Source organism: Variovorax sp. J22R115 (assembly GCF_030317005.1).
In the GTDB taxonomy this organism is placed as follows: Bacteria; Pseudomonadota; Gammaproteobacteria; order Burkholderiales; family Burkholderiaceae_C; genus Variovorax.
This window is the reverse complement of record NZ_JASZYM010000017.1, coordinates 59,090-79,713: the sequence shown is the minus strand read 5'-3', so window position 1 is coordinate 79,713 and position 20,624 is coordinate 59,090. Positions and strand designations below refer to the sequence as shown.

General features: G+C 64.4%; 21 protein-coding genes. 15 read left to right on the top strand and 6 right to left on the bottom strand.

The window, feature by feature from the left end:
* Positions 1 to 11 precede the first annotated feature (11 nt).
* Positions 12 to 893, top strand: a complete 882-nt coding sequence (locus tag QTI04_RS27000; protein WP_286600327.1) for a gamma-glutamyl-gamma-aminobutyrate hydrolase family protein — start codon at positions 12 to 14, stop codon at positions 891 to 893.
* Here the strand turns inward: QTI04_RS27000 and QTI04_RS26995 are convergent.
* A complete protein-coding gene (locus tag QTI04_RS26995) occupies positions 890 to 1,063 on the bottom strand; it encodes a hypothetical protein (protein ID WP_286600326.1) in 174 nt (57 codons plus the stop codon). The two genes, QTI04_RS27000 and QTI04_RS26995, sit on opposite strands and share 4 nt — an antisense overlap.
* A 17-nt stretch (positions 1,064 to 1,080) precedes the next feature.
* Positions 1,081 to 4,008, bottom strand: a complete 2,928-nt coding sequence (locus QTI04_RS26990) for a DNA topoisomerase III (RefSeq protein WP_286618236.1) — start codon at positions 4,006 to 4,008, stop codon at positions 1,081 to 1,083.
* 181 nt (positions 4,009 to 4,189) lie between these two features.
* On the opposite strand from QTI04_RS26990, the gene QTI04_RS26985 reads away from it, so the two are divergent.
* The 3 genes from QTI04_RS26985 to QTI04_RS26975 are packed head-to-tail and all read left to right on the top strand — an operon-like array spanning position 4,190 to position 5,831.
* Positions 4,190 to 4,846: an SET domain-containing protein gene (locus QTI04_RS26985; protein WP_286600324.1), complete on the top strand. Its 657-nt coding sequence runs from the start codon at positions 4,190 to 4,192 to the stop codon at positions 4,844 to 4,846.
* Positions 4,847 to 4,848: 2 nt separating this feature from the next.
* Positions 4,849 to 5,646, top strand: coding sequence for a biotin--[acetyl-CoA-carboxylase] ligase (locus tag QTI04_RS26980; RefSeq protein ID WP_286618234.1), 798 nt, complete (start codon positions 4,849 to 4,851; stop codon positions 5,644 to 5,646).
* Positions 5,643 to 5,831, top strand: a complete 189-nt coding sequence (locus tag QTI04_RS26975) for a sporulation protein (protein WP_286600320.1) — start codon at positions 5,643 to 5,645, stop codon at positions 5,829 to 5,831. The genes QTI04_RS26980 and QTI04_RS26975 overlap by 4 nt, the downstream gene beginning before the upstream one ends.
* On the opposite strand, the gene QTI04_RS26970 is transcribed toward QTI04_RS26975, so the two are convergent.
* The 3 genes from QTI04_RS26970 to QTI04_RS26960 form a co-directional block, all read right to left on the bottom strand.
* A complete protein-coding gene (locus QTI04_RS26970) occupies positions 5,828 to 7,294 on the bottom strand; it encodes a sensor histidine kinase (RefSeq protein ID WP_286618232.1) in 1,467 nt (488 codons plus the stop codon). The two genes, QTI04_RS26975 and QTI04_RS26970, sit on opposite strands and share 4 nt — an antisense overlap.
* A 40-nt stretch (positions 7,295 to 7,334) precedes the next feature.
* Positions 7,335 to 8,009, bottom strand: coding sequence for a response regulator transcription factor (locus tag QTI04_RS26965; RefSeq protein ID WP_286600318.1), 675 nt, complete (start codon positions 8,007 to 8,009; stop codon positions 7,335 to 7,337).
* A 129-nt stretch (positions 8,010 to 8,138) separates the two neighbouring features.
* Positions 8,139 to 8,624: a MarR family winged helix-turn-helix transcriptional regulator gene (locus QTI04_RS26960; protein ID WP_286600317.1), complete on the bottom strand. Its 486-nt coding sequence runs from the start codon at positions 8,622 to 8,624 to the stop codon at positions 8,139 to 8,141.
* 146 nt (positions 8,625 to 8,770) lie between these two features.
* Here QTI04_RS26960 and recA point away from each other — a divergent pair, with 146 nt between their 5' ends.
* Together recA and recX are read left to right on the top strand one after the other, a co-directional pair.
* Positions 8,771 to 9,850, top strand: a complete 1,080-nt coding sequence (gene recA, locus QTI04_RS26955; RefSeq protein ID WP_286618231.1) for a recombinase RecA — start codon at positions 8,771 to 8,773, stop codon at positions 9,848 to 9,850.
* Positions 9,851 to 9,922: 72 nt separating this feature from the next.
* Positions 9,923 to 10,372 carry a recombination regulator RecX gene (gene recX, locus QTI04_RS26950; protein WP_286618229.1) on the top strand — a complete coding sequence of 150 codons (450 nt, stop codon included), beginning with the start codon at positions 9,923 to 9,925 and terminating at the stop codon, positions 10,370 to 10,372.
* A 4-nt stretch (positions 10,373 to 10,376) separates the two neighbouring features.
* Here the strand turns inward: recX and argC are convergent, their stop codons facing one another.
* A complete protein-coding gene (gene argC, locus QTI04_RS26945; protein ID WP_286618228.1) occupies positions 10,377 to 11,300 on the bottom strand; it encodes an N-acetyl-gamma-glutamyl-phosphate reductase in 924 nt (307 codons plus the stop codon).
* A gap of 185 nt (positions 11,301 to 11,485) precedes the next feature.
* On the opposite strand from argC, the gene sucC reads away from it, so the two are divergent.
* The 9 genes from sucC to QTI04_RS26900 all read left to right on the top strand — a co-directional run bounded on the left by sucC (position 11,486) and on the right by QTI04_RS26900 (position 20,613).
* Positions 11,486 to 12,652 (top strand): ADP-forming succinate--CoA ligase subunit beta, encoded by a 1,167-nt coding sequence (gene sucC / locus QTI04_RS26940; RefSeq protein WP_286600313.1) that lies wholly within the window; start codon positions 11,486 to 11,488, stop codon positions 12,650 to 12,652.
* Between the two features lie 9 nt (positions 12,653 to 12,661).
* The gene (gene sucD / locus QTI04_RS26935; protein WP_286618227.1) at positions 12,662 to 13,555 is read left to right on the top strand and encodes a succinate--CoA ligase subunit alpha; all 894 of its coding nucleotides are present in this window, start codon (positions 12,662 to 12,664) and stop codon (positions 13,553 to 13,555) included.
* A gap of 91 nt (positions 13,556 to 13,646) precedes the next feature.
* A complete protein-coding gene (locus QTI04_RS26930) occupies positions 13,647 to 14,327 on the top strand; it encodes a TerC family protein (RefSeq protein ID WP_286618226.1) in 681 nt (226 codons plus the stop codon).
* A gap of 26 nt (positions 14,328 to 14,353) precedes the next feature.
* Entirely contained in the window at positions 14,354 to 15,163 is an 810-nt protein-coding gene (locus tag QTI04_RS26925) for a Stp1/IreP family PP2C-type Ser/Thr phosphatase (RefSeq protein WP_286618225.1), read from the top strand.
* Positions 15,164 to 15,231: 68 nt separating this feature from the next.
* Entirely contained in the window at positions 15,232 to 15,888 is a 657-nt protein-coding gene (locus tag QTI04_RS26920; RefSeq protein ID WP_286600306.1) for an FHA domain-containing protein, read from the top strand.
* A 39-nt stretch (positions 15,889 to 15,927) separates the two neighbouring features.
* The gene (locus QTI04_RS26915) at positions 15,928 to 18,195 is read left to right on the top strand and encodes a CHASE2 domain-containing protein (RefSeq protein WP_286618300.1); all 2,268 of its coding nucleotides are present in this window, start codon (positions 15,928 to 15,930) and stop codon (positions 18,193 to 18,195) included.
* A gap of 40 nt (positions 18,196 to 18,235) precedes the next feature.
* On the top strand, positions 18,236 to 19,033 hold the full coding sequence (locus QTI04_RS26910) for an MBL fold metallo-hydrolase (RefSeq protein ID WP_286618299.1): 798 nt from the start codon (positions 18,236 to 18,238) through the stop codon (positions 19,031 to 19,033).
* A 204-nt stretch (positions 19,034 to 19,237) separates the two neighbouring features.
* A complete protein-coding gene (locus QTI04_RS26905) occupies positions 19,238 to 19,732 on the top strand; it encodes a pilin (protein ID WP_286618223.1) in 495 nt (164 codons plus the stop codon).
* Between the two features lie 92 nt (positions 19,733 to 19,824).
* A complete protein-coding gene (locus tag QTI04_RS26900; protein WP_286618221.1) occupies positions 19,825 to 20,613 on the top strand; it encodes a hypothetical protein in 789 nt (262 codons plus the stop codon).
* Positions 20,614 to 20,624: the final 11 nt, after the last annotated feature.

Genomic DNA, 20,624 nt, shown 5'->3' with positions numbered 1-20,624 from the left:
CCCCGAATGCGATGTCACAAACGGTTTCCGGGCGTCTCAAGATCGGCCTGTCCGCCTGCTTCTCCCACGCCGACCCTGCGCGCTCCTTGTTCACCAACAAGACGCTGCAGTACGTGGAGCAGTCGATCGCCCACTGGCTGATGTCGGCCGGCGCGATGGTGGTGATGGTCCCCTGCCCGACGGGCGAAACGGCGCGTGGCGACACCAAGCTCTCGCACTACGCCGAATGGCTCGACGGTGTCGTGATGCACGGCGGGGCCGACGTCTGGCCTGGCAGCTACGGCGAGGTGCCCCTCAAGGACGCCTGGATCGGCGACCGCGTCCGCGACCTCTACGACCTCGCGCTGGTCGAAGCCTTCGAGCAGGCGGGCAAGCCCATCTTCGGCGTTTGCCGGGGCTTGCAGTTGATCAATGTGGCTTTCGGCGGCACGCTCTACCAGGACATCGAGGCGCAGCATCCCAATGCCCAGCGGCATCGCGATCCGGTCACCTACGACCAGAACTTCCATGAGATCCGCATCACGCCGGGATCACGGCTCTCGCACCTCTACCCAGACATGGAGACAGCGCGCGTCAACAGCATCCATCACCAGGGCGTGAAGGATCTGGCGCCCGGTTTCGAGGTCGAGGCCTGGAGCATTCCCGACCACGTGGCCGAAGCCATCCGCCGCCGGCCCGATCGCGGCCGCAGCTACATCGCGGCGACCCAGTGGCACCCGGAGTTCCACAACTACGGCGCGACCGACACGGTCGACGACACGGCGATCCTCGAGGACTTCCTGTGGGCTTGCGCGACGGCCAAGGTGAGTCCGCGCGGTCCGCTGCGCAGCGCGCCTGGCCGCATCCGCAACCGCGCGGCGCGGCTGCTGCGGCAGGCCTTGCTCATGAACTAGCGGCTCTGGTTCTTGTAGCCGCTGACGCCGGCATCGATCGTGCCGAACACGGTGATGCCGTTGCTGCCCGTGCTGCCGCTGGAGGCCGAGCCGCCGCCGGAGCCCGGCGCGGCGCAGCCCGCGAGCAGGCAAAGGGCCGCAGCGAACGAGATGGCAAAGAACTGCTTCATGCGAATCTCCTGTCTCTTCAGGCCAGATGTTTACCCACGATGCCGGCCAGCTCGAACATCGTGACCTGATCCTTGCCGAACACCGGCTTCAGCTTGGCATCGGCGTTGATGGCACGCTTGTTGGCCGCGTCCTGCAGGCCGTTGGCCTTGATGTAGTCCCACAGCTTCTTGATGACCTCGGTGCGCGGCACGGGGTCCGCGCCGATCACCGCAGCCAGCGCGTCGCTGGGCTTGAGGCCCGCGCCCGGCTTGCGTGGTGCCTTGGGGGCGGCAGCCTTCTTTGCCGCGACCTTCTTGGCTGCCGGCGTTTTCGCCGCCGCCTTCTTTGCAGCGGCCGGTGCGGCCTTGGTGAAGGTCTTGCGCGGCGGGAACTTGCTGGTCCGGGGCTCGAACTCGAAGGTCACCTTGCCCTCTTCCTTGTTCCAGGCCAGGAAGGCCTTGAACGCACGGCGCGTGCGCATGGAGACGAACTTGTCGAGCAGGTCCGTCTTGCCGGTGGCGAGCAGTTTTTCGACCTGCGCGCGATCCACGGGCTGCTGCAGGATGATCTTGCCGGTCTTGAAGTCGCAGCTCGGGGTGGGCTGAGCTTCGGTCGGCACCGACTTCTCGCAGACGTAGTTGCTGCCGTACTCGAACACGCGCGAGGCGCATTTCGGGCACGGGCCGAGCGACTCCTGGCCGGCGAAGTCGACGATCTCTCCGGTCTCGGCGTTCTTGTCGTCGCCGAAGTCGAACTCCAGCTTCCAGTTGTTCGCCTCGTCGTCGAACTTGAGGACGATCTCCGAGGTGAAGGGCCAGCCGGCCTTGGAGCGGAAGCCCTCCAGCGGGCCGATCTGCTTGTCGCGCAGCAGTTGCTCCGCCTCCTCCACTTCGAAGGTGCGGCCCGCGGGCGACTTGCCGAAGGAGAAGCCGCAGGGCTCCTGCCCGGGCTTGCCGGTGCAGGAATAGCGGCGGTAGTTCTCCTTCACCACGCCGCCGCAGTTGGGGCACGGCGTCGCGAGCGTGGCGTAGTCGCCGGGCACGGTGTCGCGGTCGTACTCCTTGGCCTTCTTGACGATGTGCTCCGTCATCTCGGCGATCTCGCGCATGAAGGCCTCGCGGCTGAGCTTGCCATGTTCCATCTGCGCGAGCTTGTATTCCCATTCCCCGGTGAGTTCGGCCTTGGAGAGCTCTTCCACGCCGAGGCCGCGCAGCAGCGTCATGAGCTGGAAGGCCTTGGCGGTCGGGATCAGCTCGCGGCCTTCGCGATGCATGTATTTCTCGGCCAGCAGGCCTTCGATGATGGCCGCGCGCGTGGCGGGGGTGCCGAGGCCCTTCTCCTGCATGGCCTCGCGCAGTTCGTCGTCGTCGATGGTCTTGCCCGCGCCTTCCATCGCGCCGAGCAACGTGGCTTCCGAATAGCGCGCGGGTGGGCGCGTCTTGAGGCCCTTGGGCTCGACGGACTCGACCTTCACCATCTCGCCGGGCTTCACCGGCACGAGGCGCTTGCCGTCCTTGTCGTCTTCCTTTTCGTCGTCCTGCGCTTCCTTGCCGTAGATGGCGAGCCAGCCCGGCTTCACCAGCACCTTTCCGTCGGTGCGAAACGGGTACTTCTTGCCCGCGTGCTCGACCGTGCTGATGCGGGTCGTCACCTGGTATTCGGCGCTGGGGAAGAACACCGACATGAAGCGGCGGACCACGAAGTCATAGAGCTTCTGTTCCGCGTCGGAGAGGCCGCTCGGCGCTTGCAAGGTCGGGATGATCGCAAAGTGATCGCTGACCTTGGCGTTGTCGAAGATGCGCTTCGAGGGCTTCACGTAGTTGCCGTCGATGGCCTGCTGCGCGAAGGGCGCCAGGTGCCGCATCCCGCTGTTCGCGAGCATGCCCATGGTCTGCTTGACGACCGGCAGGTAGTCCTCGGGCAGCGCTCGCGAGTCGGTCCGCGGGTAGGTCAGCGCCTTGTGGCGTTCATAAAGGCTTTGCGCCAGCGCCAGCGTGGTCTTGGCGCTGAAGCCGAAGCGGCCGTTGGCCTCGCGTTGCAGTGAAGTCAGGTCGAACAGCAGCGGCGAAGCCTGCGTGGTGGGCTTGCTCTCCTCGGTGACGGTGGCGGTCTTGCCGCGCGCGGCTTCGGCGATCTCGCGGGCTTCACGTTCGTTCCACACGCGGTCGGCGCGCTGCTCGGGGTCGGCCACGCCGTCCGGGCCGGGCGGCGGCTTTTTCCAGTTGGGGTCGAACCACTTGCCCGGGTATTCGCCCGCCTCGGCCAGGAAGCTGCCGTGCACTTCCCAATAGTCGCGGCTCACGAACTTGCGGATCTTTTCCTCGCGTTCGACCACGACGGAGAGCGTCGGCGTCTGCACGCGGCCCACGGTGGTCAGGAAGAACCCGCCGTCGCGCGAGTTGAACGCCGTCATGGCGCGCGTACCGTTGATGCCGACCAGCCAGTCGGCCTCCGAGCGCGAGCGCGCGGCATCGGCCAGGCCCTGCATCTGCTGCTCGGTGCGCAACTGGTCGAAGCCGTCGCGGATGGCCTGCGGCGTCATCGATTGCAGCCAGAGGCGCTTGACCGGCTTGCCCAGCGGCGACTTGCCGCCCGCGTACTGCTCGATCAGGCGGAAGATCAACTCACCCTCGCGGCCCGCGTCGCAGGCGTTCACGAGCTGCGTCACGTCCTTGCGCTTGGCCTGCTTCACGACCGCGTTGAGGCGGGTCTTGGTCTTGTCGACCGGCTTGAGGTCGAAGCGCGGCGGGATCACCGGCAGGTTGGCGAAGCTCCACTTGCCGCGCTTGACGTCGAACTCCTCGGGCGCCTGGATTTCCACCAGGTGACCGACGGCACTGGTCACGACGTACTTTTCGTTCTCGAAGTGTTCTTCGTGCTTGTCGAACTTGCCGGCCACGGGCGTGAGCGCCCGGACGATGTCCTGGGCCACCGATGGCTTCTCTGCAATCACCAAAGTCTTCATCAACGATTCCATTCTCAAAAAATAGGCCGGCGCCGGGCCGCCCCAAGGCGGCCTGCGGCCCCCTCGGGGGGCAGCGACGACACGCAGTGGGGGAGCGTGGGGGCCACATCTACAATCTGGCGCTTCTCGCGTGCGTACGCGCACGCGCATGCGTACATATTCAAACTAACAGACTTCCGCGATGCCATCCAAATCCCCCGTTTCCGGCGGCCGCCGCATCCAGACGCGGCGCTCCGGCGTTCATGGCAACGGCGTCTTCGCCGTGCAGGATATAGCGGAGGGCGAAACGCTCATCGAATACAAGGGCGAGGTCATCACCTGGAAGGAAGCGCTGCGCCGCCATCCGCACGACCCGGCGCAGCCCAACCACACCTTCTACTTCCACATCGATGATGGCCGTGTGATCGATGGCGGCGTCAACGGCAATGCCGCCCGCTGGATCAACCATTCCTGCGATCCCAGCTGCGAAGCCGACGAGCAGGACGGCCGCGTCTTCATCAAGGCGCTGCGCAACATCGCGGCCGGCGAAGAGCTGAGCTACGACTACGGCCTGATCATCGACGAGCCCTACACGAGGAAGCTGAAGGCCGAGTTCCCCTGCTGGTGCGGCTCCGAAAGCTGCCGCGGCACGCTGCTCGCCCCGAAGTCCGACAAGGACAAGAAGAGCAAGAAGAAGGACAGGAAGAGCGAGAAGAACGGCGACAAAAAGGCCGAGAAAAAGAGCGAAATCAAGCTGAGCAAGAAGCTCGACAAGAACGGCGGCGAGGCCGGCAAGGAACCGAAGAAGAAGGCCAAGGCCGCCAAGGACGGCAAGTCCGGGAAAACCGGCAAGCGCTGATCATGGCCACGCCCTGGTTCGAGGACGAGATCGCGGGCGCAGTGGCGCCCCTTCTGCCTGGGTTCGCCGTCGAGGTCGTCCCCGAGATCGATTCCACCAGCAGCGAACTCATGCGGCGTGCCCGCGATGGCCGCCAGGCGCCGGTGCTGCTGGCCGCCGAGCGACAGACGGCGGGGCACGGCCGGATGGGCCGCGCCTGGCAAAGCGCGCAGAGCGATCGCGAACCCGCCACCCTGACTTTCTCGCTGGGCCTGCCGCTGGCGCCTCGCGACTGGTCGGGGTTGTCGCTCGCCGTGGGGGTCAGCGTGGCGGAAAGTCTCGACCCTTCGAACGCCGTGGGCCTGTCGCTCAAGTGGCCCAACGACCTGTGGTACCGCGAGCGCAAGCTGGTCGGCATCCTGATCGAAACCGCCACGCTCCAACAGGATGCTGCCGAGCGCTATCTGGTGATCGGCATCGGCATCAACATCGGGCCTCGTGACGCCACCGGCCTCAGCACACCGCCGGCCTGGGTGCAGGAATGGCGTCCGCTCGCCACCCCGGCCGAGGTACTGCGTGACATCGCGCTGCCGCTGGTCCGCGATATTCAGCTCTTCGACGAGGATGGCTTCGTACCCTTTGCCCCCCGCTTCGCCGCGCGCGATGTCCTGCGCGGCCGCGAGGTCCAGCTCAGCGACGGCACCGAAGGGCTTTGCGAAGGTGTGGGCTGGGGCGGCGAGCTGCTGGTGCGAACGACTTCGGGCGTGAAGTCGATCATCAGCGCGGAAGTCAGCGTGCGGCCCGTGCGCACGCGACCATGATGTTGCGGCTGCTGGTCGTTGTCCTGCTGCTGGCGAACCTGGGCTACTTCGCCTGGACGCGCGGCGGGCTCGCCGTCTTCGGCACCGAGCCTGCACGCTTCAGCGAACGCGAGCCGCAGCGCCTGACGCAACAGGTGCGGCCGCAGATGCTGCAGATCCGCAAGGACGAGCCTCCGAAGCCCTAGGCGCGAGGCCGTTCGGCGCGGCGTTCGCTTTCGTTGGCGTCGAAGCGCAGGCTCACGAGCGTGCCCGGAGGGTGCTGGCCCGGGTGCGCGTCTTCCAGTCGCACCGTTGCGAAGTGCTGTCGCGCAATCTCCAGCACGATCGGCAGGCCCAGACCGGAACCGTCCGCTTCATTCCCCAGCACGCGGTAGAAGGGCTGGAACACCAACTCGCGCTCGCTCTCGGGGATGCCCGGGCCGTTGTCCTCGACCTGCAGCACGACGATGCGGCCGAAGGGATCGGCCAGCACCCGCGCAGTGATCACGCCCGGCCGCTCCGGCGTGGAGGGCGTGTAGTTGATGGCGTTGTCCAGCAGGTTGCGCACCAGCTCCTTCAGGAGTGTCGGATTGCCTTCGAAGGCCACGCCGGGCGCACCCGGCTCGGCGCCTTCATAGCCGAGGTCGATGCGCTTGTCGATCGCGCGCGGCACCGCTTCGCGCACGACTTCGATCGTCAGTCGTGCGAGGTCGCAGGGCTGCCGGCCGATGTTGGCGCCGCTGCCTTCCGCGCGGGCGAGCGACAGCAACTGGTTCACGGTGTGCGTCGCGCGCACGCTCGCGCGGCCGATCTGCTTGAGGGATTGCTTCAGTTCATTCGCATTGGCGCCTTCGCGCTGCGCCAGGTCGGCCTGCATGCGCAGGCCTGCGAGCGGCGTCTTGAGCTGGTGCGCCGCATCGGCCAGGAAGCGCTTCTGGGTGCCGATGGAGTCGTTGAGCTTGTTCAGCAGATCGTTGACCGACAGCACCAGCGGCACCACTTCGAGCGGCACGGAGGACTCGTCGAGCGGGCTCAGGTCGCCCGGCCGCCGCTCGCGGATGCGCGCCTCCACCACCGACAGCGGCTTGATGCCGCGCACCAGCGCAAGCCAGATCAGCAGCACTGCCAGCGGCAGAATCGCGAACTGCGGCAGCAGCACGCCCTTGATGATCTCGGTTGCGAGCACCGACTGCTTCTCGCGCGTTTCGGCCACCTGCAGCAGCGTCAGCGGCGCGTCGGGCGAGGTTCCGGCGATCCAGAGCGAGGCGATGCGCACGGCCTTGCCATGAATCTGCCCATTGCTCAGGTAGACCACGCCTGGGATCGGAGGGTCGTCCGTGCCAGGAAACGGAATCTCGCGTTCGCCGCTGAGCAGCGTGCCGTGCCCGTCGAGCAACTGGTAGTACACGCGGTCGATCTCGTCGCCGCCGAGGATCTCGCGCGCCGGCTGCGGCAGCACGAACTGGATGCGCCCGTTTTCCACGTCGACAAGCCGCGCGAGGATCTGGATGTTGGCTTCCAGCGCGCGATCGAAAGGCGCGTTCGCGATGCCCTGCGCCACCAGCCACGTGACGCCGATGCTGACTGGCACCAGCAGCAGCAGCGGCGTGAGCATCCAGTCGAGGATCTCACCGAACAGAGAACGCTGTGCGCGCTGAAAAAGCTTCACGTGGCGCGCCCCCGGGCTTCGCGCGAAGCGCAGCGAGGCATCAGGAGGGAATCTTCTCGAGGCAGTAGCCGAGGCCGCGCACGGTGGCGATGCGCACCGGGCCCTTCTCGATCTTCTTGCGCAGGCGGTGGATATACACCTCGATCGCGTTGAGGCTGACCTCCTCGCCCCACTCGCACAGGCGCTCGACCAGTTGGTCCTTGCTCACCAGGCGTCCGGCGCGCTGCAGCAGGACTTCGAGCAGGCCGAGTTCGCGCGCGGAGAGTTCGATCATCTTGCCGTCGATGGTCGCGACGCGGCCGGCCTGGTCGTAGACCAGCGGGCCGTGCTTGATTGCGTTGCTGGTGGCGCCCATGCCGCGCCGCGTGAGCGCACGCACGCGCGCCTCGAGTTCCTGCAGCGAGAAGGGCTTGGCCATGTAGTCGTCGGCGCCGTAGTCGAGGCCCTTGACGCGCTCCTCGACGCTGTCGGCAGCGGTCAGCACCAGCACCGGCAACTGCGAGCCGCGCGCACGCAGCCGCTTGAGGATTTCGAGGCCGTGCAGGTTGGGCAGGCCGAGGTCGAGAATTAGCAGGTCGAATTCGCTGTTGGTCATCAGCGCGGCATCGGCTTGCGAACCGGTCGCCACGTGGTCGACCGCCGAGCCGGAGGTGCGCAGGCTGCGCAGGAGGGCGTCGGCCAGCACCTGGTCATCTTCCGCAATCAGTATTCGCATCCTAGGTTCACCCCCAGCCTCGCCCACGTCGTGTGGCTCTGCACCCCCTCTCCGGGGGCAACCCCAGCGGCCCGGCGGAGCCGGTTCCGCAGGGTCCCTGGACTTGGTCGCGCCAATTCCCATCGAATTCTAGGCCGCTGCATAGGCTTCGAGACCGATGGTTACCACGGTGGCGATCTCGTCGCCCACGCTGGCGCGGAACTCCTTCTCCGCCTGTGCGACGGCGTTGCGGAAGGCCTCGAGCCAGGCCAGGCCATCAGCGGTGAAGAGCACTCGACGCGCGCGCGCATCGAGCGGATCAGGCCCGCGCGTCACCAGGCCCCAGGCCTCGCATTGGTCGACGAGCGCTCCCATCGCCTGCTTGGTCATGCCGGCGCGCTCGGCAAGTTCGGTCAGGCGCGAGCCGTCACGCGCGAGGTGGCGCGTGATGTGGATATGCGCGGCGCTTACCTGCGCGCGTGCCGCGAGGTTCGAGAGCGCGAGCGGCACCTCGGCGTCATGGGCCATCAACGCGAGCACGCGTTCGTCGAAACGGCGCATGGCATGGCCGAGCAGGCGTCCCAGGTGGGTTTGCCGCCAGGCTTCGTGGTCGATCGGGAAAACGGGGGCTGACATGGCGGCCAGATAGTAAAGCAAACTGACCAAAAAATGGGTTTACTCGCACTCATTGGCCCCTACACTACTGTTCAAGCATCCAGCCTGTAATTAAAAGCAGCGGGATGAATCCCACCCAACCCGTTGATATTCAAGGAGTTTTCCACATGGACGCAGTCGTCAAGGGCGCAAGCATTTCGGTCGCCAACAGCGAAAAGGCCAAAGCCCTCCAGGCCGCATTGGCCCAGATCGAAAAGCAGTTCGGCAAGGGCACGATCATGCGGCTCGGCGAAGGCGAAGCGCTGGAAGACATCCAGGTGGTCTCCACCGGCTCGCTCGGCCTCGACATCGCGCTCGGCGTCGGCGGCCTGCCGCGCGGTCGCGTCATCGAAATCTACGGCCCGGAATCGTCCGGCAAGACCACGCTCACGCTCCAGGTCATCGCCGAAATGCAGCGCCAGGCCGGCACCTGCGCCTTCGTCGATGCCGAGCACGCGCTCGACGTGCAGTACGCGCAGAAGCTCGGCGTGAACCTCTCCGACCTGCTCATCAGCCAGCCCGACACCGGCGAGCAGGCGCTCGAGATCGTCGATTCGCTGGTGCGTTCCGGCGCGGTCGACCTGATCGTGGTCGACTCGGTCGCCGCGCTCACGCCCAAGGCCGAAATCGAAGGCGAAATGGGCGACTCGCTGCCCGGCCTGCAGGCCCGCCTGATGAGCCAGGCGCTGCGCAAGCTGACCGCCACCATCAAGAAGACCAACTGCATGGTCATCTTCATCAATCAGATCCGCATGAAGATCGGCGTGATGTTCGGCTCGCCCGAAACCACCACCGGCGGCAATGCGCTGAAGTTCTACGCCTCGGTGCGCCTGGACATCCGCCGCATCGGCACCATCAAGAAGGGCGACGAGGCGATCGGCAACGAGACCAAGGTCAAGGTGGTCAAGAACAAGGTCTCGCCACCCTTCAAGACGGCCGAGTTCGACATCCTGTTTGGCGAGGGCATCAGCCGCGAGGGCGAGATCATCGACATGGGCGTGGCCGCCAAGATCGTCGACAAGTCGGGCGCCTGGTACGCCTACAACGGCGAGAAGATCGGGCAGGGCCGCGACAACGCACGCGAGTTCCTGCGCGAGAACCGCGAGTTGTCGCGCGAGATCGAGAACAAGGTGCGCGAATCGCTGGGCATTCCGCTCCTCTTGGCCGAGGCGCCCGCCGACGCACCGGTCGAGAAAGAGAAGAAGTAAGCCTCGATCGGGCTCGCGCCACCCGTCCCCAGCGGCGGGTGCGCTTCGATACGCAGCGATTCAACCTACCCCATGGCCTTTGCCGCTCCATCTCTCAAGGGGCGCGCGCTGCGACTGCTGAGCCAGCGGGAGCATTCGCGTGCCGAACTCGAACGCAAGCTCGCAAAGTACGAGGAACAGTCGGGCGATCTGGCACGCGCGCTCGACGAACTGGCTGCCAAGGATTTCATCAGCGAGGCGAGGGTGGTGCAGTCGGTCCTGCATCAGCGCTCAGCGCGCCACGGCGCGGCACGCGTGCGCCAGGAGCTGCTGCACAAGGGCATTGCGCCCGAGGCGGTCGCCGAAGCGGTCGCCAGCCTCCAGGGCAGCGAGCTCGATCGTGCACGTGACGTCTGGCGCCGCCGCTTCGGCGAGCTGCCGCAGGATGCGGCGGAGCGCGCGAAGCAGACGCGATTCCTGCTGGCCCGCGGATTCGCCGGCGCCGTGGTCGCAAAGGTGCTGCGTTACGACCCGGACGAGTGAGGGCTCAGAGCCCGAGCATCAGCTTGAGGTTTTGCACCGCGGCGCCGCTCGCGCCCTTGCCCAGGTTGTCCAGGCGGGCGATGACGACCGCATGGCGATGGTCTTCGTTCGGGAACACCCGAATGTCGAGCTGATTGGTGTCGTTGAGCGACAGCGCATCGATCTTGCCGTCCTCGGTGGGCGGCAGCACCTTCACGAACTGTTCCGGCGTGTTGCTCCTGGCGTAGTGCGCGGCCAGTGCGTCATGCAGGTCGCTGGCCTTGGGGCGGTCGGGCAGGTCGTCCAGATGCAAAGGCAACTGCACCAGCATGCCCTGCTTGAAGTTGCCGACGGAGGGAATGAAAACCGGCCGGCGCGTGAGGCCGGTGTATTTCATGATCTCGGGGATGTGCTTGTGCTTGAGCCCGAGCGCATAGGTCTCGAACAGGGGCGCCTGGCCGCTTTCGTACGCCTCGATCATCGAGCGCCCGCCGCCGGAATAGCCGCTGACGGAGGGGAGGGCGATCGGAAAGTCGGGCGGCAGGAGCCCTGCATCGACCAGCGGGCGGACGATGGCGATGGCGCCGGTGGCGTAGCAGCCGGGGTTGGCCACGCGCTCGGCCTTGGCCACGGCGTCCTTCTGCCCGGCCGCGAGTTCGGGGAAGCCGAACACCCATCCCGCAGCCGTGCGGTGCGCGGTGGAGGCATCGATGATCTTGGGGCGGCGACCTTCGAGCTGATCAATTAGTGCGACCGATTCGCGCGCGGCATCGTCGTGCAGGCACAGCACGACCAGGTCGACGCCGGCCATCAGTTCGCGCTTGGCGGCGATGTCCTTGCGCAGGTCGGGCGCGATGCTGACGAGTTCGATCTGCGGCATCTTCTGGAGCCGCTCGCGGATTTGCAGGCCGGTGGTGCCGGCTTCGCCATCGATGAAGACCTTGACCATGACGGGGAGCCTCTGGGATGCTTCTGGAGAAAGTACGTATTGACCACAGCGACGGGTTTGCCGTTGGTGCGGCGCACCATGATACAGTCCTCTGCTGTCCGCCGCCCCCGCCCTCTGGGCGCCGTGGCCCGTGGGCAACAGCCAAATTCTCCCGTTCTCTAAACCTCGATCCGAGAGACATCCTCATGAAGATTCACGAGTACCAAGGCAAGGAAATTCTTGCCAAGTTCGGCGTGCCTGTGCCGCGCGGCATTCCGGCGTACACAGTGCAGGAGGCGGTCGAAGCCGCTCAAAAGCTCGGCGGCCCGGTCTGGGTTGTCAAAGCCCAGATTCACGCGGGTGGCCGCGGCAAGGGCGGTGGCGTCAAGGTCGCCAAGTCGATCGAAGACGTCAAGAAACTCGCTGGCGACATCCTCGGCATGCAGCTCAAGACGCACCAGACCGGCCCTGAAGGCCAGAAGGTCCGTCGCCTCTACATCGAGGACGGCGCCGACATCCAGAAGGAATACTACGTCTCGGCCGTGACCGACCGCGCCACCCAGAAGGTGGCCTTCATCGCTTCGAGCGAAGGCGGCATGGACATCGAGGAAGTGGCCCACTCCACGCCCGAGAAGATCATCACCGTCTACGCCGACCCGAAGGACGGACTGACCGATGCGCAGGCCAAGCAGATCGCCGACGGCATCGGCATGCCGGCCGATTCCACCGCCCAGACCGTGGACATCCTGAAAAAGCTCTACGCCTGCTACATGGAGACGGACGCCTCGCTGGTCGAGATCAACCCGCTCAACCGTGACAGCAAGGGCAAGGTGATGGCGCTGGACGCCAAGTTCAACTTCGACAGCAACGCGCTGTTCCGCCACCCCGAAATCGTGGCGCTGCGCGACCTCGACGAGGAAGATGCGGCCGAAGTCGAAGCCAGCAAGTTCGATCTCGCCTACATCAGCCTCGACGGCAACATCGGCTGCCTGGTGAACGGCGCCGGCCTCGCGATGGCCACCATGGATACCATCAAGCTCTTCGGCGGCGAGCCTGCCAACTTCCTCGACGTGGGCGGCGGTGCCACCCCCGAGAAGGTCACCGAAGCCTTCAAGATCATGCTGAAGAACAAGAATGTCGAGGCCATCCTCGTCAACATCTTCGGCGGCATCATGAAGTGCGACACCATCGCCACCGGCGTGATCGCAGCCTGCAAGGCCGTGAACCTGCAAGTGCCGCTGGTCGTGCGCATGAAGGGCACCAACGAAGTCGAAGGCAAGAAGCTGCTGGCCGATTCGGGCCTGCCGATCATCAGCGCCGACACCATGGCGGAAGCGGCCCAGAAGGTCGTGGCAGCAGTCAAGAAAGCCTAAGGAAACGTCATGTCGATCTATATCAACAAAGACACCAAAGTCATCACGCAAGGCATCACCGGCAAGACCGGCCAGTTCCACACCGAGAAGTGCCAGGAATACGCGAACGGCAAGAACTGCTTCGTCGCGGGCGTGAACCCGAAGAAGGCCGGCGAGTCGATCTTCAACATCCCGATCTTCGGCTCCGTCAAGGAAGCCGCGACGCAGACCGGCGCGACCGTGTCGGTGATCTACGTGCCGCCGGCAGGCGCTGCCGCTGCGATCTGGGAGGCCGTCGAGGCCGACCTGGACATGGCGATCTGCATCACCGAAGGCATCCCGGTTCGCGACATGCTCGAAGTGCGCAACAAGATGAAGGCCAAGGAAGCCGCCGGCGGCAAGAAGACGCTGCTGCTCGGCCCGAACTGCCCCGGCCTGATCACGCCCGACGAGATCAAGATCGGCATCATGCCCGGCCACATCCACCGCAAGGGCCGCATCGGCGTGGTCAGCCGCTCCGGCACGCTGACCTATGAAGCCGTGGCGCAGCTCACCGAGATCGGCCTCGGCCAATCGTCGGCGGTCGGCATCGGCGGCGACCCGATCAACGGCCTGAAGCACATCGACGTGATGAAGGCGTTCAACGACGATCCGGACACCGACGCGGTCATCATGATCGGCGAAATCGGCGGCCCCGACGAAGCCGACGCGGCCCGCTGGTGCAAGGACAACATGAAGAAGCCGATCGTCGGTTTCATCGCCGGCGTGACGGCACCTCCCGGCAAGCGCATGGGCCATGCCGGCGCGCTGATCTCCGGCGGCGCGGATACCGCGGATGCCAAGCTCGCCATCATGGAAGAATGCGGCTTTACGGTGACGCGCAACTTCTCGGAGCTCGCCAAGCGCCTCAAGGCACTTCTCTGATTAGCTCGTTATCTCGCTGACCACACAAGAAGAAGGCGCCCGCAATTCCGATTGCGGGCGCTTTTTCAATCTATAACAGTGGAATAGAGACATGGAATATCTGCAAACAGCGGACTTCTGGATCGGCCTGCTCAAGATCGTCTGGATCAACATCATTCTGTCCGGCGACAACGCCGTGGTCATCGCCATGGCGGCCCGCTCGCTGCCGCCGCAACAGCAACGCACGGCGGTGCTGTTCGGCTCGGGCGCAGCGGTGGTGCTGCGTATCATCCTCACGGTGGTCGCGGCCAAGCTGCTGGCGCTGCCTTACCTGCAGATCGTCGGCGGCGCGCTGCTGCTGTGGATCGGCACCCAGTTGCTCAGCGAAGAAGAAGACGGCGAGGGTGAAGACAAGGAATACGGCAGCATGCTGGCCGCGGTGCGGACCATCCTCCTGGCCGACCTTGTCATGAGCCTTGACAACGTGATCGCGGTCGCCGCGGCGGCTCAGGGCAGCATGGTGCTGCTGATCCTCGGCCTTGCGATCAGTATTCCGTTGGTGATTTTTGGCAGTACGCTCATGATCAAGCTCATGGAACGTTTCCCTATCATCGTCATGCTCGGCGCCGCCCTCATCGGCTGGGTGGGTGGCGAGACGATCGTGAGCGATACGATCCTGCGCGACGTGCTGGTGGCGAAGCCCTGGCTGCACTACGCGGCCGCAATGGCCGGCGCGGTCTTCGTCGTGGCCGTGGGCCGCTGGTTGCAGAAGCGTGCGCGCACCCAGCACTGATCGTCTGCATATCAACTGATTGAGTCATGGCAAATCCCGGCGCGCCCGTTTCCACTGAATCCGGTGTGCAGACCTGGGATTTCGCCGCGCTCACCGATCCGGGCAGGGTGCGCGCCAACAACGAGGACACGATCGCTTTCGACGCCTCGCTGGGGCTGGTCCTGCTGGCCGATGGCATGGGCGGCTACAACGGCGGCGAAGTCGCGAGCGGCATGGCCATCGCGTTGCTGCAAGCCAGTTTCGGTCGCTGGCTCGCGCACGCAGGGCCCCACGCCAACCCGAAGGCGGTGCGCCGCGCCCTGCAGGCGGGCACCGACGAAGCCAATGCGGCAATCCTCGAAGCCGGCATCGCCAACGTGCAACTCCAAGGCATGGGAACCACGCTGGTGCTGGCCGCCTTCGGTCCGCAGCGCGCGATCATCGGGCACATCGGCGATTCCCGCTGCTATCGGCTTCGCGGCGAAAGATTCGAACTCCTCACACGCGACCACTCACTCCTGCAGGAGCAACTCGACGCAGGAGCGATCACGCCCGAGCAGGCCGTCCAGTCGCCGCATCGCAACCTGGTCACGCGTGCGCTGGGCATCGAGCGCCACGTCGAACTGGAAATGCACGAGCACAGCGTGAAGGCTGGCGACCTTTTCCTGCTCTGTTCCGACGGATTGAGCGAGATGGTGTCGGACGCGCAGCTTTTCACACTTTTGTTACAAGATATCGATTTGCCGGAGAAAGCAACACTTTTGGTTGCAACTGCCAACGAGAATGGCGGCCGGGATAACATTTCGGTTGTCCTGGCTCGGGCAGGTGGGAGCGAGACGCCCGAAGTCCCCGGATAGCAAGCTCAAGGAATCCACCCACCGCAAGGGCCCGCTGTGAATAAAAAAATGAGATTCAGGAGTCGGCCATGCCGAAATTGATCGTTTCGATCGATGGTGTCGTCATCAAGGAGGTGACGCTCGCCAAGGACCGCACGACGCTCGGGCGGCGGCCGTACAACGACATCGTGGTCGACAATCTGGCGATCAGCGGCGAGCATGCCGTGCTGCACATGATCGGCGGCGATGTCTACCTGGAAGATCTCAACAGCACCAATGGCACCTACGTCAACGGACGTGCCATCAAGAAGCAGGCGCTCGAGCAGAACGACGTCATCGAGGTCGGCAAATACAAGGTCCGCTACGTGGCGGCGTCTGGCGCTGCCGACAGCGGGACAGCGACACGCACCGTCGTTGCTCCAGCGCCCTCGGGTCCGATTCCCCTTTCGTCCGCACCCACGGTGCAGGCACCGCTTGGCGGCGGCACTGCGGGTGTCGCGGTCATCCGCGTGCTGTCCGGCTCCGGCGCTGGACGCGAGCTTTCCCTGCAGAAGGTCGTCACCACCATCGGCAAGCCCGGCGTGGCAGTTGCTGCGGTTACCCGACGTTTGCACGGCTACGTGGTGGCGCCGATCGACGGCGGCACTTCCCTCAATGGCGAACCTCTCGGCAGCGAGGCGGTCGCCCTGCAAGACGGCGACGTGCTCGAGCTCGGCGGCACTCGGATGCAGTTCGTCGTCAGCTGATCCTTTACCTCCGCCCTGGATGAGCGCATGCGAGGCGCGATGAACGCGCTGCGCCAGCGCTGGGCGCGGATTGCCGTCACCCTTCTGCCCATCGCGCTCGTCGTCGCGCACGTGGTGGGCGTCTGGCGCCTTCCGCTCCTGGAGGAACTCGACAATTTCATCTACGACGCGCGTCTGCGGGCGACCATGCCGCGCACCATGGATTCGCGCGTCGTCATCCTCGACATCGACGATGCGAGTCTCCAGCAACTCGGCCAATGGCCCTGGCGGCGCGACCACCTCGCCCGCCTCACGACGGAGGTCATGGACCGTCAGCAAGCCACTGTGCTGGGCTTCGACATCCTGTTTGTCGAGCGCGATGAAAGTTCAGGGCTCGACGTCCTGAGGCGGCTGGCAGACGGACCGCTGCAGCACCAGATCGGCTTCGCCGAGGAAATCAAGCGCCTCACCGCCGAGCTGGACCATGACGCAGCCTTCGCAGATGCGCTGGCCGGACGACGCGTTGCGCTGGGCTTCTATTTCACCCAGAGCGTCGAGCCACGCGCGAACGGCGTGTTGCCAGCGCCGCTCCTGCTCCCCGGAGCGTTCCCTGAAGGGCGCGCCTACGCGACGCACTGGAACGGTTTTGTCGGCAGCATCCCGCAGTTGGGGGAGGCCGCGCCCGCGGCCGGATTTCTCAACGTGCTGCTCGAAGCGGAGAGGGACGGCATCGTTCGATCGGTGCCCCTGATTGCGCGTTACACCGGCACTAAGGCGCAGCCTGGCTATTACGAGTCGCTCGGGCTTGCCGTGTACCGCCTGGCCGTTGGAGCGGACACCGTCACACCCGTATTTGCACCGGCGGGTGCGAACGCCGGTCCGCCACCGCTCGTAGCCCTGCTGCTGAAGGCCGGCACGAAGTCACTGCGAATTCCGGTGGATTCGAGCGCCAGCGCGCTCGTGCCGTTTCGCGGCGCCGGCGGGCCGCGTGGAGGATCGTTCCGGCACATCTCCGCGGTCGACGTCATCCGTGGCGCCTTGCCCCCCGGCGAGTTGAAGGACAAGGTGGTGCTGGTCGGCTCCACGGCGCCCGGATTGGGGGATCTGCGATCCGCACCGGTAGGCGGAGCCTATCCCGGCGTCGAAGTGCACGCCAACATCGTCTCCGGCTTACTTGACGGGCGAATGCCCGTAGTGCCCGATTACGCGCTGGGCTACGAACTGGTCACGGTGCTGGCAACCGGCCTGATCCTGGCTTTTGGCCTGTCGCTGAGCGCCGCGCCGCGCGCCGTGCTCATTGCCGTGGCCGCGACCGTTGCACTCATTGGCATCAATACATGGCTATTCATCCAGGCGGGTCTCGTGCTGCCGCTGGCATCCGCACTCGCGGTGGTCGCACTGGCATTCGTCCTGAACATGAGCTGGGGCTTTCTCGTCGAAACCCGCGCCAGCCGGAACCTGGCCAACCTGTTCGGCACCTACGTGCCGCCGGAACTGGTGAGCGAGATGCGGGCCGATCCCGAGCGCTACAGCATGCGCGCCGAGAGCAAGGATCTCACGGTCATGTTCTGCGACATGCGCGGCTTCACCAAGATGGCCGAGCAGATGACGCCCCTCGACCTGCAGGACTTTCTGAACGCGGTTTTCAGCCGGTTGACGGAGGTCATCAGCGCGCACCGTGGAACCGTCGACAAGTACATGGGCGACTGCGTCATGGCGTTCTGGGGAGCGCCCGTCGACATGTCCAATCACGCCGATCTGGCCGTGCGGGCTGCCGTCGAGATGGCGGCCGCCGTGCGGGAGCTTAATGCAGCGCATCGCCAGAACGGCCGGCCCGAGATCAGCATCGGCATCGGCATCAATTCCGGGGTGATGAGCGTGGGCGACATGGGCTCGGCCGTCCGGCGCAGCTACACCGTCGTCGGCGATGCGGTCAACCTCGCGTCGCGCATCGAAGCCCTGGGGGGGCGCTACGGCGTCGAAATCGTGGCGAGCGAGGCCACGCAGCGACTCGTCCATACCTTCGTCTGGCAGGAACTCGATTGCGTGCGGGTGCAGGGCAAGGTGGGCACGGCGCGGATCTTCACCCCTGTCTGCCGCCGTGTCGACGCCGTCCGGAGCCAGTATGCGGACCTCGAACGCTGGAATGGAGTCCTTTCGGCCTACCGGGCACAGGATTGGGAGCAAGGTCAAGCTATGCTTTCGCCCCTCATTACTGTGGATGCCAAAAAAGTCCTTTACCTGCTATACGCGCAGCGTTTAGCCTCGATGTCGTTGCAGCCCAAAGATCCGGACTGGGATGGCGCAACCCGGTTCGAAACAAAGTAACAGCCAGCCCTCGGGCTGGCAGATGAAGGGTCTCGCGAAAATGCAGGTGCGTGTGTTGGGGTGCTCAGGCGCCATCGCCAAGGACTGCCGCACGACCTCCTTCCTGGTCGATAGCGACCTGCTGGTCGACGCCGGCACCGGCGTCGGCGACCTCACCCTGGACGAGATGGCCGACATCGACGACGTCGTGCTCACCCATTCGCATCTCGACCACGTCGCCGCGCTCCCCCTGATGATCGATGCCGTCGCCAGCCGCCGCACGCGGCCGCTGCGCGTGCACGCGCTGCGCGCGACCATCGAGGCGCTGCGAGCCCACGTGTTCAACAACGTCATCTGGCCCGACTTCGCGAGCATCCCGACCCGGGAAGCGCCCTTTGTGTGCTTCCATGACCTGGTGATCGGGCAGCAACTGCAGATCGGCAGCCGCAAGCTCAAGCACATCGAGGTGCTGCCGGCCGTGCATACGGTGCCGGCCTGCGGGTATGCCGTGCGCTGCGCCCAGGGCGGGCCGAACTGGGTGTTCAGCGGCGATACCGAGCGGAATGCGCCGTTCTGGGAGCGGGTGAACCAACTCGACGTGGCGATGCTGGTGATCGAGACGGCGTTCAGCAACCGGGAGCAGGCGCTGGCGCAGCGGAGTTTGCATCTTTCGCCTGCGACGCTGGCCGGTGAATTGGCGCAGATTGCGGACGGGAAGAACTATCCTATCTACATCACTCATACCAAGCCGGCTGAGACGGTCGAGATCATGAGCCAGATCGACGGGCTCACAGATGGGCTGGAAGCGCGGGGGCAGGATATTCGGTGGCTGCAGGCGGCAGAAGTGCTGGAGGTGTGACACGATTGCTCGGTGAGTGACAAAAGTGTCACCTCTCGTCAGCCTCGGGCAACAGTTTGGTCACACGTTGTAACCGGAACGTGAACAAATCCGCAGCAACGTCGGCCTAGAGGGACGAAACAAGGTTGGCACAGTTGCTGCGGTTACATGAGCGCACCGGGGGCACACCTCGGGCCCTCTGTAAACCAACCTGGAGTAACTGAAATGAACCGTCGTTCCATCGCACGCAATGTGCAAAAGGGTTTCACCCTCATCGAATTGATGATCGTTGTGGCGATCATCGGTATTCTGGCTGCTGTCGCGCTGCCGGCCTATCAGGACTACACCGTTCGCGCTAAAGTTACGGAAGGCCTCTCATTGGCTGCTAGCGCGAAGACCGCTGTCGCCGAGAACGCGGCAAACGGTCTGGCTTTTGCGTCCGGTTGGAGTTCGCCCGCCGCTACTAAGAATGTCGCATCGGTCGCGATCGGCGCGACTGGCGCGATCACCATCACCTATGACGCCTCGATCGACGGTGGCAAGACGCTCATCCTGACGCCCACTGATGGTGCTCCCACGGGCAGCGCTCTCACGGCTGGAACAATTCCTACGAATGGATCGATTTCTTGGAACTGCAAGTCGGCCGGTTCAAGCTACGGAACTGGTTCGAACGGTACGATTGCAGCGAAATACGTTCCTGCAGAATGCCGTAAGACTTAAAAGTCTGTTCTTATCAACCAAGCCGCCTTCGGGCGGCTTTTTCTATGAACTCGCGGCAGAATAATTCACCTGCCGCAATCACTGAAGTCTAGATGATGTCATCCAAAACCGGCCTTCGCATGCCTCCATCCGAGAAATGCGAAATCATCGCTACTACGATGGTGGCATGGGCGTTGATGGTCATCATTTTCCTGAAATTTGGAAATTTCGGATTTAGCTGGGACGCCTTAAACCATCATATCTATCTTGGTTGGATGGCGCATCACTCGCGGCTGGATCTCGATTTGTGGGCTGCCGCGTCGCAATCTTATCAGTATCCGTATTTGTACTTGCCAATCTATGAATTTTACAGTCATGGAATTCACGGCTCATTGGTGGGCATCGCGACAATTTCCATGAGTTCAATCGCAATTCCCGCGGTATGGCTAATTTCGAACACGTTGGTAGCCGAAAGATCCTGGGGCGCGGTAATTTTTCGTTTTGGAGCCGTACTCCTGGCATTTTCCAGTGCCATAGTGTTGTCAACATTCGCGACGACTGCGAACGATTTTTTCGCGGCCTTGCCCATGATATGGGCAATCGCACTCGCGCTAATTAGCTACGAGCGAATGAAAAATGGAAGTGCTGAGAGATATTTTGGACTCCTAGCGGCATTCATGGCGGGAGTTTCGGTCGGACTCAAGGTTAGCAATATAGTCATCGCAGTTGCCCTGCCTCTATTGTTGTTCCATGAAATTAAGGCTCTGCAAGGCCGCCGTCTTGTTTCATTGATGCTTTGTTCTCTTGCCGGTTACTTGCTGACATACGGATATTGGGGCTGGAAAATGTGGACCAGATTTGGAGATCCTTATTACCCACTTCTTCAGTCAGTGCTAAAATGATGATTCGATTC

What these genes read in the sequence shown, in the direction of transcription:
- QTI04_RS27000 (WP_286600327.1), top strand. Translation starts at nt 12, where the DNA reads ATGTCACAAACGGTTTCCGGGCGTCTCAAGATCGGCCTGTCCGCCTGC.
- QTI04_RS26995 (WP_286600326.1), bottom strand. Translation starts at nt 1,063, where the DNA reads ATGAAGCAGTTCTTTGCCATCTCGTTCGCTGCGGCCCTTTGCCTGCTC.
- QTI04_RS26990 (WP_286618236.1), bottom strand. Translation starts at nt 4,008, where the DNA reads ATGAAGACTTTGGTGATTGCAGAGAAGCCATCGGTGGCCCAGGACATC.
- QTI04_RS26985 (WP_286600324.1), top strand. Translation starts at nt 4,190, where the DNA reads ATGCCATCCAAATCCCCCGTTTCCGGCGGCCGCCGCATCCAGACGCGG.
- QTI04_RS26980 (WP_286618234.1), top strand. Translation starts at nt 4,849, where the DNA reads ATGGCCACGCCCTGGTTCGAGGACGAGATCGCGGGCGCAGTGGCGCCC.
- QTI04_RS26975 (WP_286600320.1), top strand. Translation starts at nt 5,643, where the DNA reads ATGATGTTGCGGCTGCTGGTCGTTGTCCTGCTGCTGGCGAACCTGGGC.
- QTI04_RS26965 (WP_286600318.1), bottom strand. Translation starts at nt 8,009, where the DNA reads ATGCGAATACTGATTGCGGAAGATGACCAGGTGCTGGCCGACGCCCTC.
- QTI04_RS26960 (WP_286600317.1), bottom strand. Translation starts at nt 8,624, where the DNA reads ATGTCAGCCCCCGTTTTCCCGATCGACCACGAAGCCTGGCGGCAAACC.
- recA (WP_286618231.1), top strand. Translation starts at nt 8,771, where the DNA reads ATGGACGCAGTCGTCAAGGGCGCAAGCATTTCGGTCGCCAACAGCGAA.
- recX (WP_286618229.1), top strand. Translation starts at nt 9,923, where the DNA reads ATGGCCTTTGCCGCTCCATCTCTCAAGGGGCGCGCGCTGCGACTGCTG.
- argC (WP_286618228.1), bottom strand. Translation starts at nt 11,300, where the DNA reads ATGGTCAAGGTCTTCATCGATGGCGAAGCCGGCACCACCGGCCTGCAA.
- sucC (WP_286600313.1), top strand. Translation starts at nt 11,486, where the DNA reads ATGAAGATTCACGAGTACCAAGGCAAGGAAATTCTTGCCAAGTTCGGC.
- sucD (WP_286618227.1), top strand. Translation starts at nt 12,662, where the DNA reads ATGTCGATCTATATCAACAAAGACACCAAAGTCATCACGCAAGGCATC.
- QTI04_RS26930 (WP_286618226.1), top strand. Translation starts at nt 13,647, where the DNA reads ATGGAATATCTGCAAACAGCGGACTTCTGGATCGGCCTGCTCAAGATC.
- QTI04_RS26925 (WP_286618225.1), top strand. Translation starts at nt 14,354, where the DNA reads ATGGCAAATCCCGGCGCGCCCGTTTCCACTGAATCCGGTGTGCAGACC.
- QTI04_RS26920 (WP_286600306.1), top strand. Translation starts at nt 15,232, where the DNA reads ATGCCGAAATTGATCGTTTCGATCGATGGTGTCGTCATCAAGGAGGTG.
- QTI04_RS26915 (WP_286618300.1), top strand. Translation starts at nt 15,928, where the DNA reads ATGAACGCGCTGCGCCAGCGCTGGGCGCGGATTGCCGTCACCCTTCTG.
- QTI04_RS26910 (WP_286618299.1), top strand. Translation starts at nt 18,236, where the DNA reads ATGCAGGTGCGTGTGTTGGGGTGCTCAGGCGCCATCGCCAAGGACTGC.
- QTI04_RS26905 (WP_286618223.1), top strand. Translation starts at nt 19,238, where the DNA reads ATGAACCGTCGTTCCATCGCACGCAATGTGCAAAAGGGTTTCACCCTC.
- QTI04_RS26900 (WP_286618221.1), top strand. Translation starts at nt 19,825, where the DNA reads ATGATGTCATCCAAAACCGGCCTTCGCATGCCTCCATCCGAGAAATGC.